Here is a 14,871-nt window from a genome sequence, read left to right on the forward strand (position 1 = left end):
CTATGGGTAGGTCTCAAGAGACATTTGGTAAGAAAGACAACGAGAAAAAGCGCGCCAAGAAGAAAACCGAAAAAGAGGAGCGCAAAGCAGAGCGGCAGGCCAACGCCAAATCTGGCGTAGCGCTGGAAGAAATGTTTGCCTACGTTGACGAAAACGGCAACATTACCTCCACCCCGCCCGACCCCACCAAGAAGCGCGTCATCAAGGACGAGGACATCCGCATCAGCGTGGCTAAGCAGGAAGACCGGGAGCCCGAGGACACGATGCGCTCCGGCTCCGTCACGTTCTTCAACAGCTCGAAGGGCTACGGCTTCATCCGCGACGCGCAGAGCCAGGAAAGCATTTTCGTGCACGCCAACGCGCTGGGTGGCATCACCATCAACGAGAATGACAAGGTGACGTTTGAGGTAGAAATGGGCCCCAAAGGCCCTAACGCCGTGCGCGTGCGCCTGGGCAGCCCCACGCCGCCCGCCGCCCCGGCTGCCCCCGCTGCCCCCGCTGCCGAGTAACGAACTTCGAGAACACGAAAAAAGGCTGACGCTCTGGGAGCGTCAGCCTTTTTTCTTTTGGTAATGCCTCAATCGTCTGTCATCCTGAGCGCAGCGAAGGACCTTATCACATTTGCTATCGTCTGAATTACTGTTAATAGTTTAGCCGTAATAAGGTCCTTCGCTGCGTTCAGGATGACAGACGATTGAGGCACTTATCTCATGCGGGATGCTGCGCTGCGCACGACGTTCTAAATCCAATCTAAGCGTTGCTGTCCATGGCGGCCAGGCTTTCTTCAGCGGCCAGCGCGTCGGAGGTGGCGCTGGTGACGGGCGGCGTGGCGTCGATTGCCTTGGCGGCGCGGCGCTTGGAGAGGTAGCTCAGGCCCAAGGCCACCAGGGCAGCACCGCCCACTACTTTCTGGGTGGTGCTGAGCTTGCCTAGGGTTTTGCCTTTGCCCAGTTTCTTCAGCGACTTGGTGGCGCCGCCGAGTAGCGTGCCTTTTTTGGCGGCTTTGTTTTTCTTGGTCTTTTTCATGATGCCTGGTTGGGTTGGAGGAAGCAGACGCACTGGAAGAATTCCAGGCGTTTAGTTTAAAAGTCAACGCCGGGGGCTGGTTTGACTTTGGGGGTTTTGCGGGATTTGCGGTGGACCGGGCCTTCTTCCGTTTCTCCGGAGAAACTGGCGGCCAAACGTTTGAGTGGCCCCGGCTGGTCAGATTCGGGCGCGGCGTCAGGCGCTTCGGGCGTGTCCTGGGCGGCCAGGTAGGCGAGGCCGGCGGCCACCAGCGCAATGCCGCCCACCAGCTTCTGGCCGGTGCTGAGCTTGCCGATTTCCTTGGTCACCTTCCGAAACTTCTTGATGGACAAGGCGGCAACATCCAGAATATCTCCCGAAACGTCGTCTTTCTTGTGCTTCTTGTTTTTGTCTTTGGCCATAAGAAGGTGGGGTAAAACAACAGTTTCGAGGAAAAATTGTAGCGGAAAGGCCATGGCGGTGGTGCGGAGGCATACCGGGGCACTTGCGCGGCCGGCGAACTGAGGTATTCGCAAGCCGCGACCAGAATGTTGCCGATTTCTTTTTGGTGGTTCCGCCTGGCCGCGCTCGTTGGCTGCTTCCAGACAGGGGCGTCCCTGCTTAGGGTTTGCTCTCGGCCAGGCCTTTGTCAATCAGCTGAAACATCGGGTTATCCGGTTTCGCCACTTTTTTCAGCTCGCGCTGGGCGGCCAGAAAGTGGGGCCGGGCCAGCTGCGGGCGCTGGAGCTGCATGTTGAGGATGGCCACGTAGAAATGCAGCAGGCCCTGCGCGCTGGGCTTGGCTGGGGCCTTGGGCAGCTGGCTGCTGAAAAAGGCCTCGGCTTCGGCCCACTGGTTCTGGGCCTGGTAGATGTCCATGATGTCGGAAAACATCTGGTCATCGGCCGGATTGAGTTGGTAGAGCCGGGCGGCCCAGGCGGGGGCGTCCGGGGCGTGGGTGTTTACGGCCAGCTCCAGCAGGTTGCGCAGGGTGGCGTAGTGCTGCGGCTGCAGGTCCAGGCTTTGCAGGAGGGCTTTTTTGGCTTCGGCGGGCTGCTGGGTGCGCTGGTAGAGCGTGCCGAGCATGCGGGCAGCATCGGCCTTCATTTCGGGGTCGGCGTAGAGCCGCAACGACGTTTGCGCGTAGGGAATGGCCCGGGCGGGCTCCTTGAGCAGCATGAGGGCATAGGCCAGGTTGTAGGGCGAATCGGGGTACTGCGCGTTCAGGGCAATGGACTTCTCGAACGGCGCGACGCTGGGCTGGGCCCGCCCCTGCGCCAGGTGCGCGTAGCCCACGGCGTAGTAGGTCATGAAATCGCCGAGCTGGTGCGCGTGAGCCTGGCCGTAGTGTGCAATCACGAGGTCGAGGAGCTGGGCTTCAGATTTGTCCTGCTCGCCGCAGTGGCAGAGCACGGCCCGGTAGTAATAGTCGCCGAGGCCCTGGCTGAGGCGGTAGTCCTGCGGGAAGCGCTTCTGCAGCTGCGTCAGTGTCTTCGGAATGTCGAGCAGGTGGGTGCTGTACTGGCCTTCCTTGCCGCGCAGCTGCTCCACGGTTTCGCCGGGCGCCAGGTCCTTCAGCCCGAAGGCCTGGAAGTTGATGGCCACGAGGTAGTACCGGAGCAGCAGCTTTTCCTTTTGGAGCACTACCTCGGGCTGCTGGTTTTTGGGGTCGGCTTTGTCGAGAAGCTGGTAGGCCGATTCGTATTTTTTCTCCGCCTCCAGCCTGGCGGCCTGGGCCAGCGCGGCGGCTGGCGCGGTGGTTTGGCTCATGGCCGGCCCGGCCAGCAACAAAAACAGCCAGGCAAGCAGGCAAGGGCGTAGTGAATAGGGCATCGCGGTTTTTTGGATGGAAGAGTAGCGCACGAAGCTACCGTGCCCCAGCCAAAGAAGCAGCCCAGATAACAGCCCGTCATGCCGGGCATGCTGCGCATCAGGCAGAGGACCGAGGCATCTCGCTTGCGTCTCCTTCACGATTGGTTTACTACCACACGCGAGATGCTTCGACTTCGCTCAGCATGACGTTTTTCCGGCTGTTCACCTCCTTCAATCTGCTCACAGCAGCAATACGTCAATCCGGTGGGCATGCACTTGCTGCAAATCATCGGACCACGCGAAGACCGTGAAAAACCCATCGACCGAGGCCACCAGGGCGATGGCATCGCGCTGGTCGTGCACGAACTGGGCGGCGGCCAGGTGGCGGGTGCCGCCGTTGCGGGCCGGGTGCAGGTGCCGGGGCTCGCTGCCCACCACGGGCTCGGTGAGCACCATCGTCTCGACGGGCGTGCTGGTGTCGGCCCGCGCTACTTTGGCCCCGAAGGCCAGCAGCGTGTACTCGCGGGTGATGACGGTGGCCCCATCCACGGCCGTGAAGCCGCCCACGATGCCAATGTTGCGCCGCAAGCTGGCCTGCCACTTGCGCCGCGACTGCCCCGGCCGCTGCACGGCCCGGATGCCGGTGTAGGCCGGGGCCACGGGGTAGTTCAGGGGCTGCACGATGGACTGCTGCCACCGCTCCGAACCGGGCGGCACCACCAGCACCAGGCCGCCGCGGCCGTGGGCACGCATGGCGGCGGCCAGCTCCAGCAGCACGTTGTCGGTTTCGCCGGTGTCGGGCGCGGGCAGGTGGCGGCCGGGCAGAAAGGCGCGCAGGGCCGCGCAGTCGCTCAGGCCGCCGTGGGCTTCGTCGATGAGCTGCAGGTGGTCGCCGCGCAGCACGGCCACGTTCACGAACTTGCCGAAGCCGCCGGCGCGGCGGTGCTTCACCACCAGCAGGCCGGGCTCCACCACTTCGAGCACGAAGCAGAGCGGCGGCACCCGCGTGGCCGTGCCCCACACGTAGAGGCCGTCGGCGTCGTGCCACACGCCCAGGTGCAGGCCGGGCTGCTCCACGGCGGGCGCCAGCTTGAGCAGGTTGGCGGGCGTGAGGCGGCGCTTCTGGCCCAGCACCAGCGGCTGCCGGGCCTGCTCCAGCGGCAGCAGCGCCAGCGAGATGCGCGGCGGGTGCCCTTCCTCGCGCAGCAGGCTGGCCCAGAACGCCACGTCAATCACGGCCTCCACCCACTGCGCTTCGGGCGGCGAGGCGAGGCGTTTTTCGTTTTCCAGGCTGGCCGCCCGGTGCCGCGCAAAGTGGGCTTCGACCATGGGCGCCGCCATGCGGGCCGTGAGGTAGGTGGGTTCGGAAAGCATGGGGCAAAGATGGGAAGGGCGGGGCGCCTGACGCCGAAAACCTCACCCCCGGCCCCGGTTCGCTTGAAGCGCGAAGCCTCAGGAGAGGGGAGCCTGACGATTTGCATTTGGAACAAGACCGGTGCCCCCTCTCCTGGGGAGAGGGGGTCAGGGGGTGAGGTAACCCGTCCGCGCTCAGCAGAACGTTCCTTTCATCCGCCTATCCCCTACCCCTTATCAACATTCGCCCGCTTGCCCAGGGCCGCCATTCGCACCGTTTCGGCCACGCGGCGGGCGCGGGTTTCGGGCTGTTTGGCGGCCAGCACCCAGGTCAGGATGGCCTTGCGGGCCGAGGGCGCGAAGGTGGCGAAGTGCCCGGCGGCGGCTTCGTCAGCCGCCAGGGCGGCGGCTAAGTCATTGGGTACGAGGCCGGCTTCGGCGGCATCGAGGCTTTCCCAGGCGCCGTTTTGCCGGGCGCGGGCAATGGCGGCGCGGCCGGCGGGCATGAGCTGACCGGCGGCGTCGAGGCGCTCCAGCCGCTCCTTGTTCACCCGGCTCCAGCCGCTGCGGGGCCGGCGCGGCGTGTAGAGCTGCTGCGAGCGGTCGGCGTCGAGTTTGCGGGGGTGCGAGTCTATCCAGCCGAAGCAGAGGGCTTCTTCCACGGCTTCGGCGTAGCTGAGGCTGGGCAGGCCGCTGGCTTTTTTGCAGTACACCAGCCACACGCCGGGGGTGCTGGCGTGGTGCGCGGCCAGCCACTGCCGCCACTCGGCGCGACTGGCGGGCTGGAACTGGGGGTGGGCGTCGGGGCTGGGCATGGAGGGAGTCGATTGGGCAGAAGATTCATTCTGCGGTAGAGACGCATATTTGCGTTTCGTCGTTGGCCGATGCTGTTCAACGACGAGCCGCAAATATGCGTCGCTACATCGGGCTGGCAGCTTGCGAGGCTAATTCAACCTGTTTCACTTTATCGCCCTTGTTATGCGTTGCATCCTCGCCCTGCTCCTCTTGCTTTCGGCCCTTACCGGCGCCCGCGCCCAAAGCACGCCGCGCACAGCCGGGCCGGCCAGCCCACCACCGGCGGCGGCCCCGAAACCCGCCATGAAGGATGAGCTTTACCAAACGGTGGCCCGGCTGGATACGGAAATGTTTGCCGCCTTCAATGCCCACGACGTGAACAAACTCATGGCCTACTTTGCCGACAATGTGGAGTTTTACCACGACAAAGGCGGCCTGAGCAACTTCACCCAGACCAAAGAAAGCTTCGCCCGCCTCTTCGCCCAAAGCCCCGACATCACCCGCACCCTCGTACCCGGCACCCTGGAAGTGTACCCCGTGAAAGGCTACGGGGCCATGCACATTGCCACGCAACGCTTCTGCCACGTCGAAAACGGCCGCAACGACTGCGGCAACTCCAAATTCGTGATGGTGTGGCAGCAGCAGGCCGGCACCTGGAAAATCACCCGCGTCGTGAGCTACGACCACTGAGGGAGGGTTTGTGCTCCGGCTGGAAGGTTTGTTATCCGGAAGCGGTTGGCGGGCATCCGGAAGCGGTTGGCGGGCATCCGGAAGCGTTTGGCAGGCATCCGGAAGCGTTTGGCGAGGCCCCGGAGGCCAAGGTTTGTGGTCCCGAAGCGGTTGGCGGGCGTCGGGAAGGAAAGGTTTGTGGTCCGGAAGCCGTTGGCGAGCATCGGGAAGCCGCTGGCGGGGCTGGGGAAGCTGTGAGTGACTTCGGTATTACTATATTGTGCAATCGTATCGTCTTTCTAGTCATGTTATCACACAAACTATGAGTATTGCTCATGCGAGCTACCAATTATACATTTTGGTACTTCTAATCAAAAACCGTAGAAGTCTTGGAGATTTATCGGGCAGACACAACACGCAACATACTGTTGATTAATCATATGAACAATATGGATAGACTTTCTTTCAGCTACTTACATTCATTTATTTGTCTCATATACAAAAATAAGCTTAGTATTTATTCATATGAATCTTATATTTGAATTACGAATCAAATAACATCAACACAAAAATGGAATACATCGAAATAATTAAAATCCTCAGAAGTTCTTTCTTATCTGAATGGATGGAATCAAAACATACACAAAATATAGACACTATATTTTTTGATGAACAGTTTGATTTTGAAGGTATATTGTCATCAGTAAACAGAAGCATAAATTCGAGCAAAAATAGACATTTAGAAGAAAGATATCAAAGAATAATATTGCATTCGCTGGCTCGACAATTTGCAAATATTTTACTTCAACACACTTTCAACAACGACGTAGTTACCCGTCAAGATATTGTATTCGCCCAAAAGGAATTAAAATCTAAAGGTGGTGGATGCTCAATCCATCCTTGTTCCCGATAAAAATGACTCCCCCCACCGAAACCGAGAATAACAATACTCAAAAAGCAGACAATGCTAGCGATTTTGAAAAAAAAGCTTTAGACCTAAATACGGAATCGTTAAAGCTTTACACAACTATAGCATTAGCCAGTAGCGCAGGGTTAATTACGTATCACAATTCAAGCAATTTCATTCATAATGAACCAGCTTTTGAAATTGCTTTGTGCGCATTCATCCTTTGTGCACTAATGAGTATTCTTACACTTAATTCATATATTAACAATGTATTAAATAATCAAATAGCAATAAGAAATAAAACTTCTATCTGGGCAAACAAATTTGCTATAGCTCTCTTTCTTTTTGGTTTATTATCGGCTATAACTTATATCGCAATATCACCCCGTAAATCAGATAATGTGATTACCCAGGGCGCAATTAAACCTTTCAAAATCAAATTAGCTGATGACGACCTTTTGATAGAAGAATACACCAAAGAAAAGATACGTATAACAATAAAAGACAGCTGCAACAGAAGAGAAATCATAATAATAAGATAATGCAAGCAATATAACTTTATACAAAGCCAAACCTAATCGTAACCACAAAAAAGAGGCTGAGGCTCCCGTAGCTTCAGCCTCTTGTGCTTTCGGCCGCCGGGCGGGGCGGTGGCTACCAGGGAATCTCGCCGGTGGCCGGGTTGTATTCCTCGCTCACGAACTTGCCGGTGGGGCCGTCGGCGCCAATGAGGGCGTATTTCACGACGCGGGCGCCGGCTTCCTGCACGGTGCCGGTGCCGCGGTGGCCGTTGAAATCGGTGGCGACGAAGCCGGGGTCCACGGCGTTCACTTTGAAGGGCGTGTCGCGCAGTTCGTAGGCCAGGTTGATGGTGTACATGTTGAGTGCCGACTTGGAGGAGTGGTACACGGCCGCTTTGTGGTTGTAATACTTATAGCCGTGCACCGGGTCACTGTGCAGGGTGAGCGAGCCCTGGGCCGAGCTCACGTTCACGATGCGGGGCGCCGGCGACTGCCGCAGCAGGTCGAGGAAAGCCTGCGTGACGGCTATCATGCCGAAGAAATTGGTATCGAACACCTTTTGAAACTGGCTGGGTTCGGCGGTGAGGGCCGACTGCGGCATGCCGCCGTTGATGCCGGCGTTGTTAATGAGCACATCGAGGACGTTGGTTTTCTGGCCGATGGCCGCGCGGGCGGCCTGCACGGAGGCGGGGTCGGCCACGTCGAGTTGCACGGGTTCCACCTGGGTCAGGCCTTCGGCGTGGAGCTGGGCCACGGCTTGCCGGCCGTTTTCGGGGTCGCGGCTGCCGAGGTACACGTAGTAGCCGTGCTGCAGGAGCAGCCGGGCGGCTTCAAAACCGATGCTTTTGTTGGCGCCGGTAATCAGGGCTTTCTTCATGGGGAATGGTGTTGCTTATTGAACACCACAAAACTACCGGGCCCCAGTAGCGCCATTACGGCACATTTGGCGGCATCACGGGTACATTTCGCGGCTGCCGGCGCGGTACTCGGCTGGGGTGAGGCCGGTTTCGCGCTTGAAGAAGCGGCTGAAGTAGGACGCATCGGCAAAGCCCAGGTCGTAGGCAATTTCCTTCACCGACTGCGGCGTATGGAACAGCAGGCGCCGGGCCTCCAGCACCAGCCGCTCCTGGATGTGGGCAATGGCCGGCTTGCCGCTCTGGGCCTTCACCACCTCGCTCAGGTGCCCGGCCGAGATGTGCAGCAGGGCGGCATACGCGCCCACCTCGTGCCGCTCGCGGAAATGCGCCTCAATCCGGGCCCGGTATTTCCGGAGCAGCAGCTGGTCGGCCGAGGGCTCGTTGCCCGGAAACTGCTCGGTGTAGAGCCGGCTGAGGTAAGTGAGCAGCACAGTGAGATGGGCCGTGAGCATGGGCTGCTGCCACTCGCCGGGCCGATGGTACTCGGCTTCGAGCCGGGCCAGGGTGTCTTCCACAAAGGCCACGTCGGCGGGCGTGAGGAGCAGTTCGTGGCCATTCTGGGGGTTGCGCAGCAGCGGCAGCTGCGCCAGCGCCTCGTTTGGCTGTAGGGCCAGAAACTCGCGCGTAAATGCCACGCTCACGCCCCACAGCGGCGCTAGCTTTTCCTTGAGCTGCAGCTGGCCGGGGGCCGAGAAGTACAGCGCATTTTCCTTGAGCATGTAGGGCGTCATGTCCACCCAGTGCCGGCTGCCGCCGCGCTGCACGAACACCAAGTGGTAATAGTCCTTGCGGTGCGGCTGCAGCATGTTTTGCCGGAAGGCGGGCTGCTGGCCCTCTGCTCGCGCCAGCTGGAACAAGCCGTTGGCTGACCCTTGTGATTCCAGGGAATAAACGGGGACTTGCTGGTCGAGAAGTAGCGTGGGCATGACCCAAAGTAACACCGCGGCGGCCGGACGCAAGACGCCGCGGGGCGGTTGCTACCAGGGGCTGATGCCCGTTTCCGGCGCGTTGTCGTCGCTGAAAAACTGGCCGGTGGGGCCATCCGCCGGCAGCAGGGCGGCTTTTACGACGCGGGCGGCCGCATCGGGCACGGTGCCGGGGCCGCTGTGGTGGTTGAAATCGGTGGCGGTGTAGCCGGGGTCCACGGCGTTCACTTTGAAGGGGGTGTCGCGCAGCTCGTAGGCCAGCACGATGGTGTACATGTTGAGGGCGGCTTTCGATGAGCCGTAGGCGGCCGTCTTCACGGCGTAGTATTTCCAGGTGGGGTCGGCGCTCAAACTCACCGAGCCCAGGCCCGAGGTCACGTTCACGATGCGGGGCGCGGGCGACTGCCGCAGCAGGTCCAGGAAGGCCTGCGTCAGCTGCACCACGCCGAAAACGTTGGTGTCGTACACTTCCCTGAACGTGGCCACGTCGGTGCCGATGGCGGTCTGGGGCACGCCGCCCCCGCTGATGCCGGCGTTGTTGATGAGCACGTCGAGGACGGCGGTTTTCTGGCCGATGGCCTGCCGGGCGGCGGCTACCGAAGCGGCATCGGTGACATCGAGCTGAATGGGCTCGACCTGGGTGAGGCCTTCGGCCTGCAATTGGGCCACGGCCTGCTGGCCGTTTTCGAGGCGGCGGCTGCCGAGGTACACGTAGTAGCCGTGCTGGAGCAGCTGGCGGGCGGTTTCGAAGCCAATGCTTTTGTTGGCACCGGTGATGAGGACGTACTTCATGGGGAGGAGTGGTTGCGTTAATTGAACAGCACAAAAGTCCCCCGGCCGCCTGCGGAGCCATAACGAGATTCAAACGAAATTGTAAGAAATTCAAACCAGCGGCGGGGCCGGGCTCACCAGCGCCCGATGGGCCGAGGGCGTGGTGCCGGTTTGCTTCTTGAAGAAGTTGTTGAAATAGGTGGGGTACTCGAAGCCGAGGCTGTAGGCAATTTCGGCGGTGCTCCAGCTCGTGTGCTGCAGCAGGGCCCGGGCCTCGCGAATCAGGCGCTCGGCGATGTGCGCGGAGGTGGTTTTGCCGGTGAGCTTGTGCACGGCCCGGTTCAGGTGGTTGACGTGCACCGAGAGCTGGCGGGCGAAGTCGGCGGGCGTGCGCAGCTTCAGGCCGTGGGTGGGCGAGTCGATGGGAAACTGCCGCTCCAGCAGCCCCTGAAACAGCGTGGCGATGCGCGTGGCGGCGTTGGGGTGCTGGTAGTAGGAGGCCTGCGGCTGCAGCTTCAGGGCTTCGTGGATGAGCAGGTTCAGGTAGTTGCGCAGCACCTCCTGCTGGAAAACGTAGCTTGAATTCAGCTCCTGCAACATTTTGCGGAAGAAGTAGCTCAGGTCATCATACTGCGTTTCATCGACCAGGTACACCGGGTCGGAGCCGAGCCGAAACAGCGGCGACTCCTGCAGGCTGGCGGCGCGGTCGTTCACGATGAGGAATTCCTCGGTGAACATGCACAGGTAGCCGCCCTGCTCTTCCGAAACGGGCTCCCAGGAATAGGGAATGAGCGGGTTGGAAAACACCAGCGCGGGCCGGTCGATGAGCACGCCGCGGGTGGCGTAGTTGTAGCGGCTGCTGCCGGTGAGCAGCGAAATCTTGTAGTAGTCGCGCCGCCCAAACACCAGCTTGCGCGTGCTGAACTGCTCGCGGGCGTACACGTTGAAGCAGTCGGCGGCGACGATGGCCGGCAGCTGGCCGGCGGCGGGGGCTTCGGTAGTGGCTGAGGCGGGCGTCAGGCGGGGAATGGGCATAATCAAAATTAAGCAAATCAAACCAGCGCCACGCTCCTTGCCTGCGCCGGCCGCAGTCCTCACCACGGCCACTACCGCCGGGCCGCCGTAGAAACAGCCGCACCATTCTTCCGATTCTGATGGGTAACGCCTCGTTTTTCAACCGCCACGCTTACTTCGTGCGCGAGCACATTGGGTTCCTGAAGCTCAAAGACACCTTCGACATTCTCGACGCCGAAACCCAGGAGCACCTGGGCTACGCCACCGAGGAAAATCCCATCTGGGTGAACCTGACGCGCCTGCTGCTGCAAAAGCACCGCATGCCCACCACCGTGGTGGTGCGCCGCCTGTCCGACGACGCGCCCATGCTGCGCTTGGAGCGCGGCTGGCGCTTCCTGCGCTCCAAAATCCGCATCTACGACGGCCAGGGTGAGCTGCTGGGCTACTTCGAAAGCAAGATTCTGACTCTGGGCGGCGGCTTCCACGTCTATGATGCCCGCGGCATCCGGGTGGCCGACATCAAGGGCAACTGGATTGGCTGGGATTTCCGCTTCCTCGACGCCGGCGGGCAGGCGCTGGGGCTGGTAACGAAGAAATGGGCCGGCATCGGCCGGGAGCTGTTCACCAACGCCGACAACTACCTGATTTCCCTCACCGACCGGGGCAGCGCGCAGCCCGCCACCGCCGCCCTGCTGCTGGCCGCCGGTCTGGCCATCGATACGCTGTATAAGGAAGCCCGCAGCCAGGCCACCGGCACCACCACCAGCGACTTTAGCTACACGCCGGGGTAGGACGACGTAGGGGCGGGGCTTGTCCCCGCCCGGTCGGCTGCGCTGTGCCAACGATTCAATTCAACGACCGGGCGGGGGCAAGCCCCGCCCCTACTTCAGTCCTGCAACCCAACCCACGACCGCGCCCGTACAGCCAACCATGTCAGACACGCCCACCTCCCCCACCCGCCCCGGCCCGGACGACGAGCCGGAACTGTCGCCTTCGGGCGCGCCCATCTACCGCTACGAGGACGTGGAGCCCGCGCCGTTTGAGCTGGCCAGTGGCGACGACGTCACCATTTCGGCCATTTCCGACCATATCGAGCGCCACCTGGGGCCGGTGAAGGGCGTGTACCACGAAATCATTTCCGACAAGGTGCACCTCGACGTGCATGTGGTGGCGCCCAGCGCCGACTTCCCGTTCTACGCCCTCATCACCTCGGGCATGAGCGACCGGCCCATGAACGTGCCGCCCGAAGCCAGCGCCGACGACGCCCCGCGCTTCGCCGAGCTGTGCATCCTGCTGCCCAGCACCTGGAACATCCCCGACGACCCGGCCGACATCGCCGAGGTCTTCGAGGACGAAAACGTGTACTGGCCCATCCGCTGGCTGAAAATACTGGCCCGCCTGCCGCACGAGTACCACACCTGGCTGGGCTTCGGCCACACCATCCCCAACGGCGAAAACGCCGAGCCCTTTTCCGACGAAACCGAGCTGGGCTGCATGCTCCTGCTCACGGCGCTGAGTTTGCCCGAGGAGTTTCAGACGCTGGAAATCAGCTCTGACAAGACGGTGCAGTTCTACACCCTCTACCCCATCTACCGCGAGGAAATGGACCTGAAAATGGAGCAGGGCGTGGATGCGCTGCTGGACAAATTCGATGAGCACGGCATTGGCGACGTGCTGGACCTGACCCGGCCCAATACGGCGGGGACTTGAGTCGATTGGGGCGGTTTATTAACGCAAAAGCGGCTGAAGCTCCCGTAGCTTCAGCCGCTTCTCGTTTCAGTAGTTACTTCCCCACCCGCACCAAGTGCCCTTCACGGTACTGATAGCGGCCGGCAGGCAGCATGGTTCTTGGAAGTGGATGGATTACACTCACCCGTTCGCGCCGGTGGCCTTCCGTTGTGCGCTGATACGGCGCACTTATAAGCACTACTCCATCCCGGAATTTCACGTTCTGCTCCCGTGCTTCAAGTCCCCGTGCGTCATCATCGTATGTTGTTTGGTCTGTTCGCCCATAGCTCGCGTCTAAATTAACATTTTCCACCTTCAGCAGTAATGTCGGCGGGACGCTAACATCAAGCAACTGCATACAACGAGTATCTACACTACCTCCCCAGAATCCTTGGTGCCCTTGAGCACTGACACGTAAAGCTGCCTTCAGCGAGCCTTCCAATCGCACCGTATCTACCACAATATCAGCTTCCTTAAGGTTCAATTCGCCTACTTGTTCCAAACGTACATCTATCCAGTCTCCCGCCAACGGCCCTATTGGATAAAGAAGGTGCTGGCGCTCATCCAACTCCATCATAACCAATAATTTACCCAAAACAGTGTCCGCGCCAACTCCATAACCGGGCATGTCAGCTGCTGGCACGACACGGTATTGCATGGGCCGCCCTCCTATGTAGGCGCGCACCGAGTCTTCTGTAGGAGCAGCCCCAGGCGGGACTATTGTTTTAAGAGTTGCGTGTGGCGGTTTCGCTAGCGCTTGCCTTTGCCGTAGGCTGTCGGCCAGCGGGCTTGTTTTAGCCGCAGCGACGACTTGCTCTATCGTACGGGGTCGCTTCTGTTCGCAAGCCAGCAGCGAAAGCAATACGGCCGCTCCCATCAGGAAGCGGCCGTACCGGGCAGTGTCAAAAAGCCACATAATAGCCGCAGCTTTTCGGATTACATGTGAATGGCGCGGTTCTCCGTAGCCGCCAGGCAGGCTTCTTTCATGGCCTCGGCGTAGGTGGGGTGCGAGTGGCTCATGCGGGCCACGTCCTCGGCGGAGGCGCGGAACTCCATGGCGGTCACGGCTTCGGCGATGAGGTCGGCGATGCGCGGGCCAATCATATGCACGCCCAGGATTTCGTCGGTGGTTTTGTCGGCCAGCACCTTCACGAAGCCGTCGGTGTCGCCGCTGGCGCGGGCGCGGCCGCTGGCTTTGAAGGGGAACGAGCCCACTTTGTAGGCCTTGCCCTGCTCCTTGAGTTGCTCTTCGGTGTAGCCCACGCCCGCCACTTCGGGCCAGGTGTACACCACGCCGGGGATGAGCAGGTAGTTGATGTGCGGCTTCTGGCCCACGATGGTTTCGGCCACGAAAACGCCTTCTTCCTCGGCCTTGTGGGCCAGCATGGCGCCGCGCACCACGTCGCCGATGGCGTAGATGCCGGGCACGTTGGTTTGCAGGTGGGCATCGACCTTGATGCGGCCGCGCTCTTCCATCTCCACGCCCGCAGCCTCCAGGTTGAGGCCGGCGGTGTAGGGCACGCGGCCCACGGCCACGAGGCAGTAGTCGCCCTCAAATTTCACCTCCTCCCCTTTCGGGTTAGTGGCGGTCACAGTCACGCTGTCGCCCTCGCGGGTGGCGCCGGTCACTTTGTGGCTCAGGAAAAACTCGATGCCGATTTTGCCCAGCACGCGCTTCAGCTCCTTGCCCAGGCCGCGGTCCATGGTCGGGATGAGCGAATCCAGGTACTCAATCACCGACACTTTCGCCCCGAGGCGGGCGTAGACGGAGGCCATTTCGAGGCCAATCACGCCGCCGCCAATCACCATCATGTGCCGGGGCACTTCGCGGATGTTCAGGGCCTCGGTGCTGGTGATGATGCGCTCCTTGTCCTGGGCGATGAACGGCAGCACCGTGGGCTTGGAGCCGGTGGCGATGATGACGTTTTTGGTTTCAATCTGCTGCGCCTCGCCGCCTTCGGTGGGCGCGATGCTGATGTGCGTTTTGTCAACAAAAGAACCCACGCCGGTGAGGACGTCGATTTTGTTTTTCTTCATCAGATAGGCGATGCCGTCCACGTTGGCCTTCACCACGCCGGCCTTGCGGTCAATCATGCGGTTCATGTCGACGGTCAGGTTGTCGAGGCCGATGCCGTGCTCGGCAAACACCGAATGGGCGTTGTGGTAGTGCTCGGACGAGTCGAGCAGGGCCTTGCTGGGGATGCAGCCCACGTTGAGGCAGGTGCCGCCCAGGGTGGGGTATTTCTCGATGAGGGCCGTTTTGAGACCCAACTGGGCGCAGCGGATGGCTGCTACATAGCCGCCCGGGCCGGAGCCGATGACGGTGACGTCGTATTGATTCATGAGGAAGTATTCGATGATTGTACGCTCGGGCGAAGGTACGGCACAGCGGCGGCGGGTGAGGCGGTTTTTTGTAGCGTGGACTCTGTGAGTCCGCGCATCGCCAGTGCCGT

The 14,871-nt window shown here is 60.8% G+C and carries 17 protein-coding genes; 6 read left to right on the forward strand and 11 right to left on the reverse strand.

What is annotated here, in order from left to right:
- The first annotated feature begins 2 nt into the window (after positions 1-2).
- Positions 3-509, forward strand: a complete 507-nt coding sequence (locus Q5H92_RS00825; RefSeq protein WP_305009557.1) for a cold-shock protein — start codon at positions 3-5, stop codon at positions 507-509.
- Positions 510-750: 241 nt separating this feature from the next.
- Here Q5H92_RS00825 and Q5H92_RS00830 read toward each other — a convergent pair whose 3' ends face one another.
- The 5 genes from Q5H92_RS00830 to Q5H92_RS00850 form a co-directional block, all read right to left on the reverse strand.
- A complete protein-coding gene (locus Q5H92_RS00830) occupies positions 751-1,026 on the reverse strand; it encodes a hypothetical protein (RefSeq protein WP_305009558.1) in 276 nt (91 codons plus the stop codon).
- Positions 1,027-1,082: 56 nt separating this feature from the next.
- Positions 1,083-1,427, reverse strand: a complete 345-nt coding sequence (locus Q5H92_RS00835) for a hypothetical protein (protein ID WP_305009559.1) — start codon at positions 1,425-1,427, stop codon at positions 1,083-1,085.
- Between the two features lie 199 nt (positions 1,428-1,626).
- On the reverse strand, positions 1,627-2,838 hold the full coding sequence (locus tag Q5H92_RS00840) for a tetratricopeptide repeat protein (protein ID WP_305009560.1): 1,212 nt from the start codon (positions 2,836-2,838) through the stop codon (positions 1,627-1,629).
- A 219-nt stretch (positions 2,839-3,057) separates the two neighbouring features.
- Complete coding sequence (locus Q5H92_RS00845) at positions 3,058-4,191, reverse strand: putative sensor domain DACNV-containing protein (protein WP_305009561.1); 1,134 nt, start codon at positions 4,189-4,191, stop codon at positions 3,058-3,060.
- A 206-nt stretch (positions 4,192-4,397) separates the two neighbouring features.
- Positions 4,398-4,985, reverse strand: coding sequence for a YdeI/OmpD-associated family protein (locus tag Q5H92_RS00850; protein ID WP_305009562.1), 588 nt, complete (start codon positions 4,983-4,985; stop codon positions 4,398-4,400).
- Positions 4,986-5,148: 163 nt separating this feature from the next.
- On the opposite strand from Q5H92_RS00850, the gene Q5H92_RS00855 reads away from it, so the two are divergent.
- The 3 genes from Q5H92_RS00855 to Q5H92_RS00865 all read left to right on the forward strand — a co-directional run bounded on the left by Q5H92_RS00855 (position 5,149) and on the right by Q5H92_RS00865 (position 7,083).
- The gene (locus Q5H92_RS00855; RefSeq protein ID WP_305009563.1) at positions 5,149-5,655 is read left to right on the forward strand and encodes a nuclear transport factor 2 family protein; all 507 of its coding nucleotides are present in this window, start codon (positions 5,149-5,151) and stop codon (positions 5,653-5,655) included.
- A 550-nt stretch (positions 5,656-6,205) separates the two neighbouring features.
- Positions 6,206-6,547 carry a hypothetical protein gene (locus Q5H92_RS00860; protein WP_305009564.1) on the forward strand — a complete coding sequence of 114 codons (342 nt, stop codon included), beginning with the start codon at positions 6,206-6,208 and terminating at the stop codon, positions 6,545-6,547.
- 2 nt (positions 6,548-6,549) lie between these two features.
- The gene (locus Q5H92_RS00865; protein ID WP_305009565.1) at positions 6,550-7,083 is read left to right on the forward strand and encodes a hypothetical protein; all 534 of its coding nucleotides are present in this window, start codon (positions 6,550-6,552) and stop codon (positions 7,081-7,083) included.
- Between the two features lie 112 nt (positions 7,084-7,195).
- Here the strand turns inward: Q5H92_RS00865 and Q5H92_RS00870 are convergent, their stop codons facing one another.
- The 4 genes from Q5H92_RS00870 to Q5H92_RS00885 form a co-directional block, all read right to left on the reverse strand.
- Positions 7,196-7,939 (reverse strand): SDR family oxidoreductase, encoded by a 744-nt coding sequence (locus tag Q5H92_RS00870; protein WP_305009566.1) that lies wholly within the window; start codon positions 7,937-7,939, stop codon positions 7,196-7,198.
- Positions 7,940-8,014: 75 nt separating this feature from the next.
- Positions 8,015-8,905, reverse strand: a complete 891-nt coding sequence (locus tag Q5H92_RS00875) for an AraC family transcriptional regulator (RefSeq protein ID WP_305009567.1) — start codon at positions 8,903-8,905, stop codon at positions 8,015-8,017.
- Between the two features lie 51 nt (positions 8,906-8,956).
- Positions 8,957-9,697: an SDR family oxidoreductase gene (locus Q5H92_RS00880; protein ID WP_305009568.1), complete on the reverse strand. Its 741-nt coding sequence runs from the start codon at positions 9,695-9,697 to the stop codon at positions 8,957-8,959.
- Between the two features lie 90 nt (positions 9,698-9,787).
- On the reverse strand, positions 9,788-10,711 hold the full coding sequence (locus tag Q5H92_RS00885; protein WP_305009570.1) for a helix-turn-helix domain-containing protein: 924 nt from the start codon (positions 10,709-10,711) through the stop codon (positions 9,788-9,790).
- Between the two features lie 119 nt (positions 10,712-10,830).
- Here Q5H92_RS00885 and Q5H92_RS00890 point away from each other — a divergent pair, with 119 nt between their 5' ends.
- Both Q5H92_RS00890 and Q5H92_RS00895 read left to right on the forward strand, forming a co-directional pair.
- On the forward strand, positions 10,831-11,481 hold the full coding sequence (locus Q5H92_RS00890) for a phospholipid scramblase-related protein (RefSeq protein WP_305009572.1): 651 nt from the start codon (positions 10,831-10,833) through the stop codon (positions 11,479-11,481).
- A gap of 139 nt (positions 11,482-11,620) precedes the next feature.
- Positions 11,621-12,400: a suppressor of fused domain protein gene (locus Q5H92_RS00895; protein ID WP_305009573.1), complete on the forward strand. Its 780-nt coding sequence runs from the start codon at positions 11,621-11,623 to the stop codon at positions 12,398-12,400.
- Positions 12,401-12,473: 73 nt separating this feature from the next.
- On the opposite strand, the gene Q5H92_RS00900 is transcribed toward Q5H92_RS00895, so the two are convergent.
- Together Q5H92_RS00900 and lpdA are read right to left on the reverse strand one after the other, a co-directional pair.
- On the reverse strand, positions 12,474-13,076 hold the full coding sequence (locus Q5H92_RS00900; protein ID WP_305009574.1) for a hypothetical protein: 603 nt from the start codon (positions 13,074-13,076) through the stop codon (positions 12,474-12,476).
- Between the two features lie 278 nt (positions 13,077-13,354).
- A complete protein-coding gene (gene lpdA, locus Q5H92_RS00905; protein WP_305009575.1) occupies positions 13,355-14,761 on the reverse strand; it encodes a dihydrolipoyl dehydrogenase in 1,407 nt (468 codons plus the stop codon).
- Between the last annotated feature and the right edge of the window lie 110 nt (positions 14,762-14,871).

This window comes from Hymenobacter mellowenesis (assembly GCF_030581005.1).
In the GTDB taxonomy this organism is placed as follows: domain Bacteria; phylum Bacteroidota; class Bacteroidia; order Cytophagales; family Hymenobacteraceae; genus Hymenobacter; species Hymenobacter mellowenesis.

Excerpts from the sequence above, each read along its gene's own strand:
- Q5H92_RS00855 (WP_305009563.1), top strand. The coding sequence starts at position 5,149 with ATGCGTTGCATCCTCGCCCTGCTCCTCTTGCTTTCGGCCCTTACCGGC.
- Q5H92_RS00835 (WP_305009559.1), bottom strand. The coding sequence starts at position 1,427 with ATGGCCAAAGACAAAAACAAGAAGCACAAGAAAGACGACGTTTCGGGA.
- Q5H92_RS00870 (WP_305009566.1), bottom strand. The coding sequence starts at position 7,939 with ATGAAGAAAGCCCTGATTACCGGCGCCAACAAAAGCATCGGTTTTGAA.
- Q5H92_RS00880 (WP_305009568.1), bottom strand. The coding sequence starts at position 9,697 with ATGAAGTACGTCCTCATCACCGGTGCCAACAAAAGCATTGGCTTCGAA.
- Q5H92_RS00890 (WP_305009572.1), top strand. The coding sequence starts at position 10,831 with ATGGGTAACGCCTCGTTTTTCAACCGCCACGCTTACTTCGTGCGCGAG.
- Q5H92_RS00885 (WP_305009570.1), bottom strand. The coding sequence starts at position 10,711 with ATGCCCATTCCCCGCCTGACGCCCGCCTCAGCCACTACCGAAGCCCCC.
- Q5H92_RS00825 (WP_305009557.1), top strand. The coding sequence starts at position 3 with ATGGGTAGGTCTCAAGAGACATTTGGTAAGAAAGACAACGAGAAAAAG.
- Q5H92_RS00845 (WP_305009561.1), bottom strand. The coding sequence starts at position 4,191 with ATGCTTTCCGAACCCACCTACCTCACGGCCCGCATGGCGGCGCCCATG.
- Q5H92_RS00900 (WP_305009574.1), bottom strand. The coding sequence starts at position 13,076 with ATGCAATACCGTGTCGTGCCAGCAGCTGACATGCCCGGTTATGGAGTT.
- Q5H92_RS00860 (WP_305009564.1), top strand. The coding sequence starts at position 6,206 with ATGGAATACATCGAAATAATTAAAATCCTCAGAAGTTCTTTCTTATCT.
- Q5H92_RS00875 (WP_305009567.1), bottom strand. The coding sequence starts at position 8,905 with ATGCCCACGCTACTTCTCGACCAGCAAGTCCCCGTTTATTCCCTGGAA.
- lpdA (WP_305009575.1), bottom strand. The coding sequence starts at position 14,761 with ATGAATCAATACGACGTCACCGTCATCGGCTCCGGCCCGGGCGGCTAT.
- Q5H92_RS00830 (WP_305009558.1), bottom strand. The coding sequence starts at position 1,026 with ATGAAAAAGACCAAGAAAAACAAAGCCGCCAAAAAAGGCACGCTACTC.
- Q5H92_RS00840 (WP_305009560.1), bottom strand. The coding sequence starts at position 2,838 with ATGCCCTATTCACTACGCCCTTGCCTGCTTGCCTGGCTGTTTTTGTTG.
- Q5H92_RS00865 (WP_305009565.1), top strand. The coding sequence starts at position 6,550 with ATGACTCCCCCCACCGAAACCGAGAATAACAATACTCAAAAAGCAGAC.
- Q5H92_RS00895 (WP_305009573.1), top strand. The coding sequence starts at position 11,621 with ATGTCAGACACGCCCACCTCCCCCACCCGCCCCGGCCCGGACGACGAG.
- Q5H92_RS00850 (WP_305009562.1), bottom strand. The coding sequence starts at position 4,985 with ATGCCCAGCCCCGACGCCCACCCCCAGTTCCAGCCCGCCAGTCGCGCC.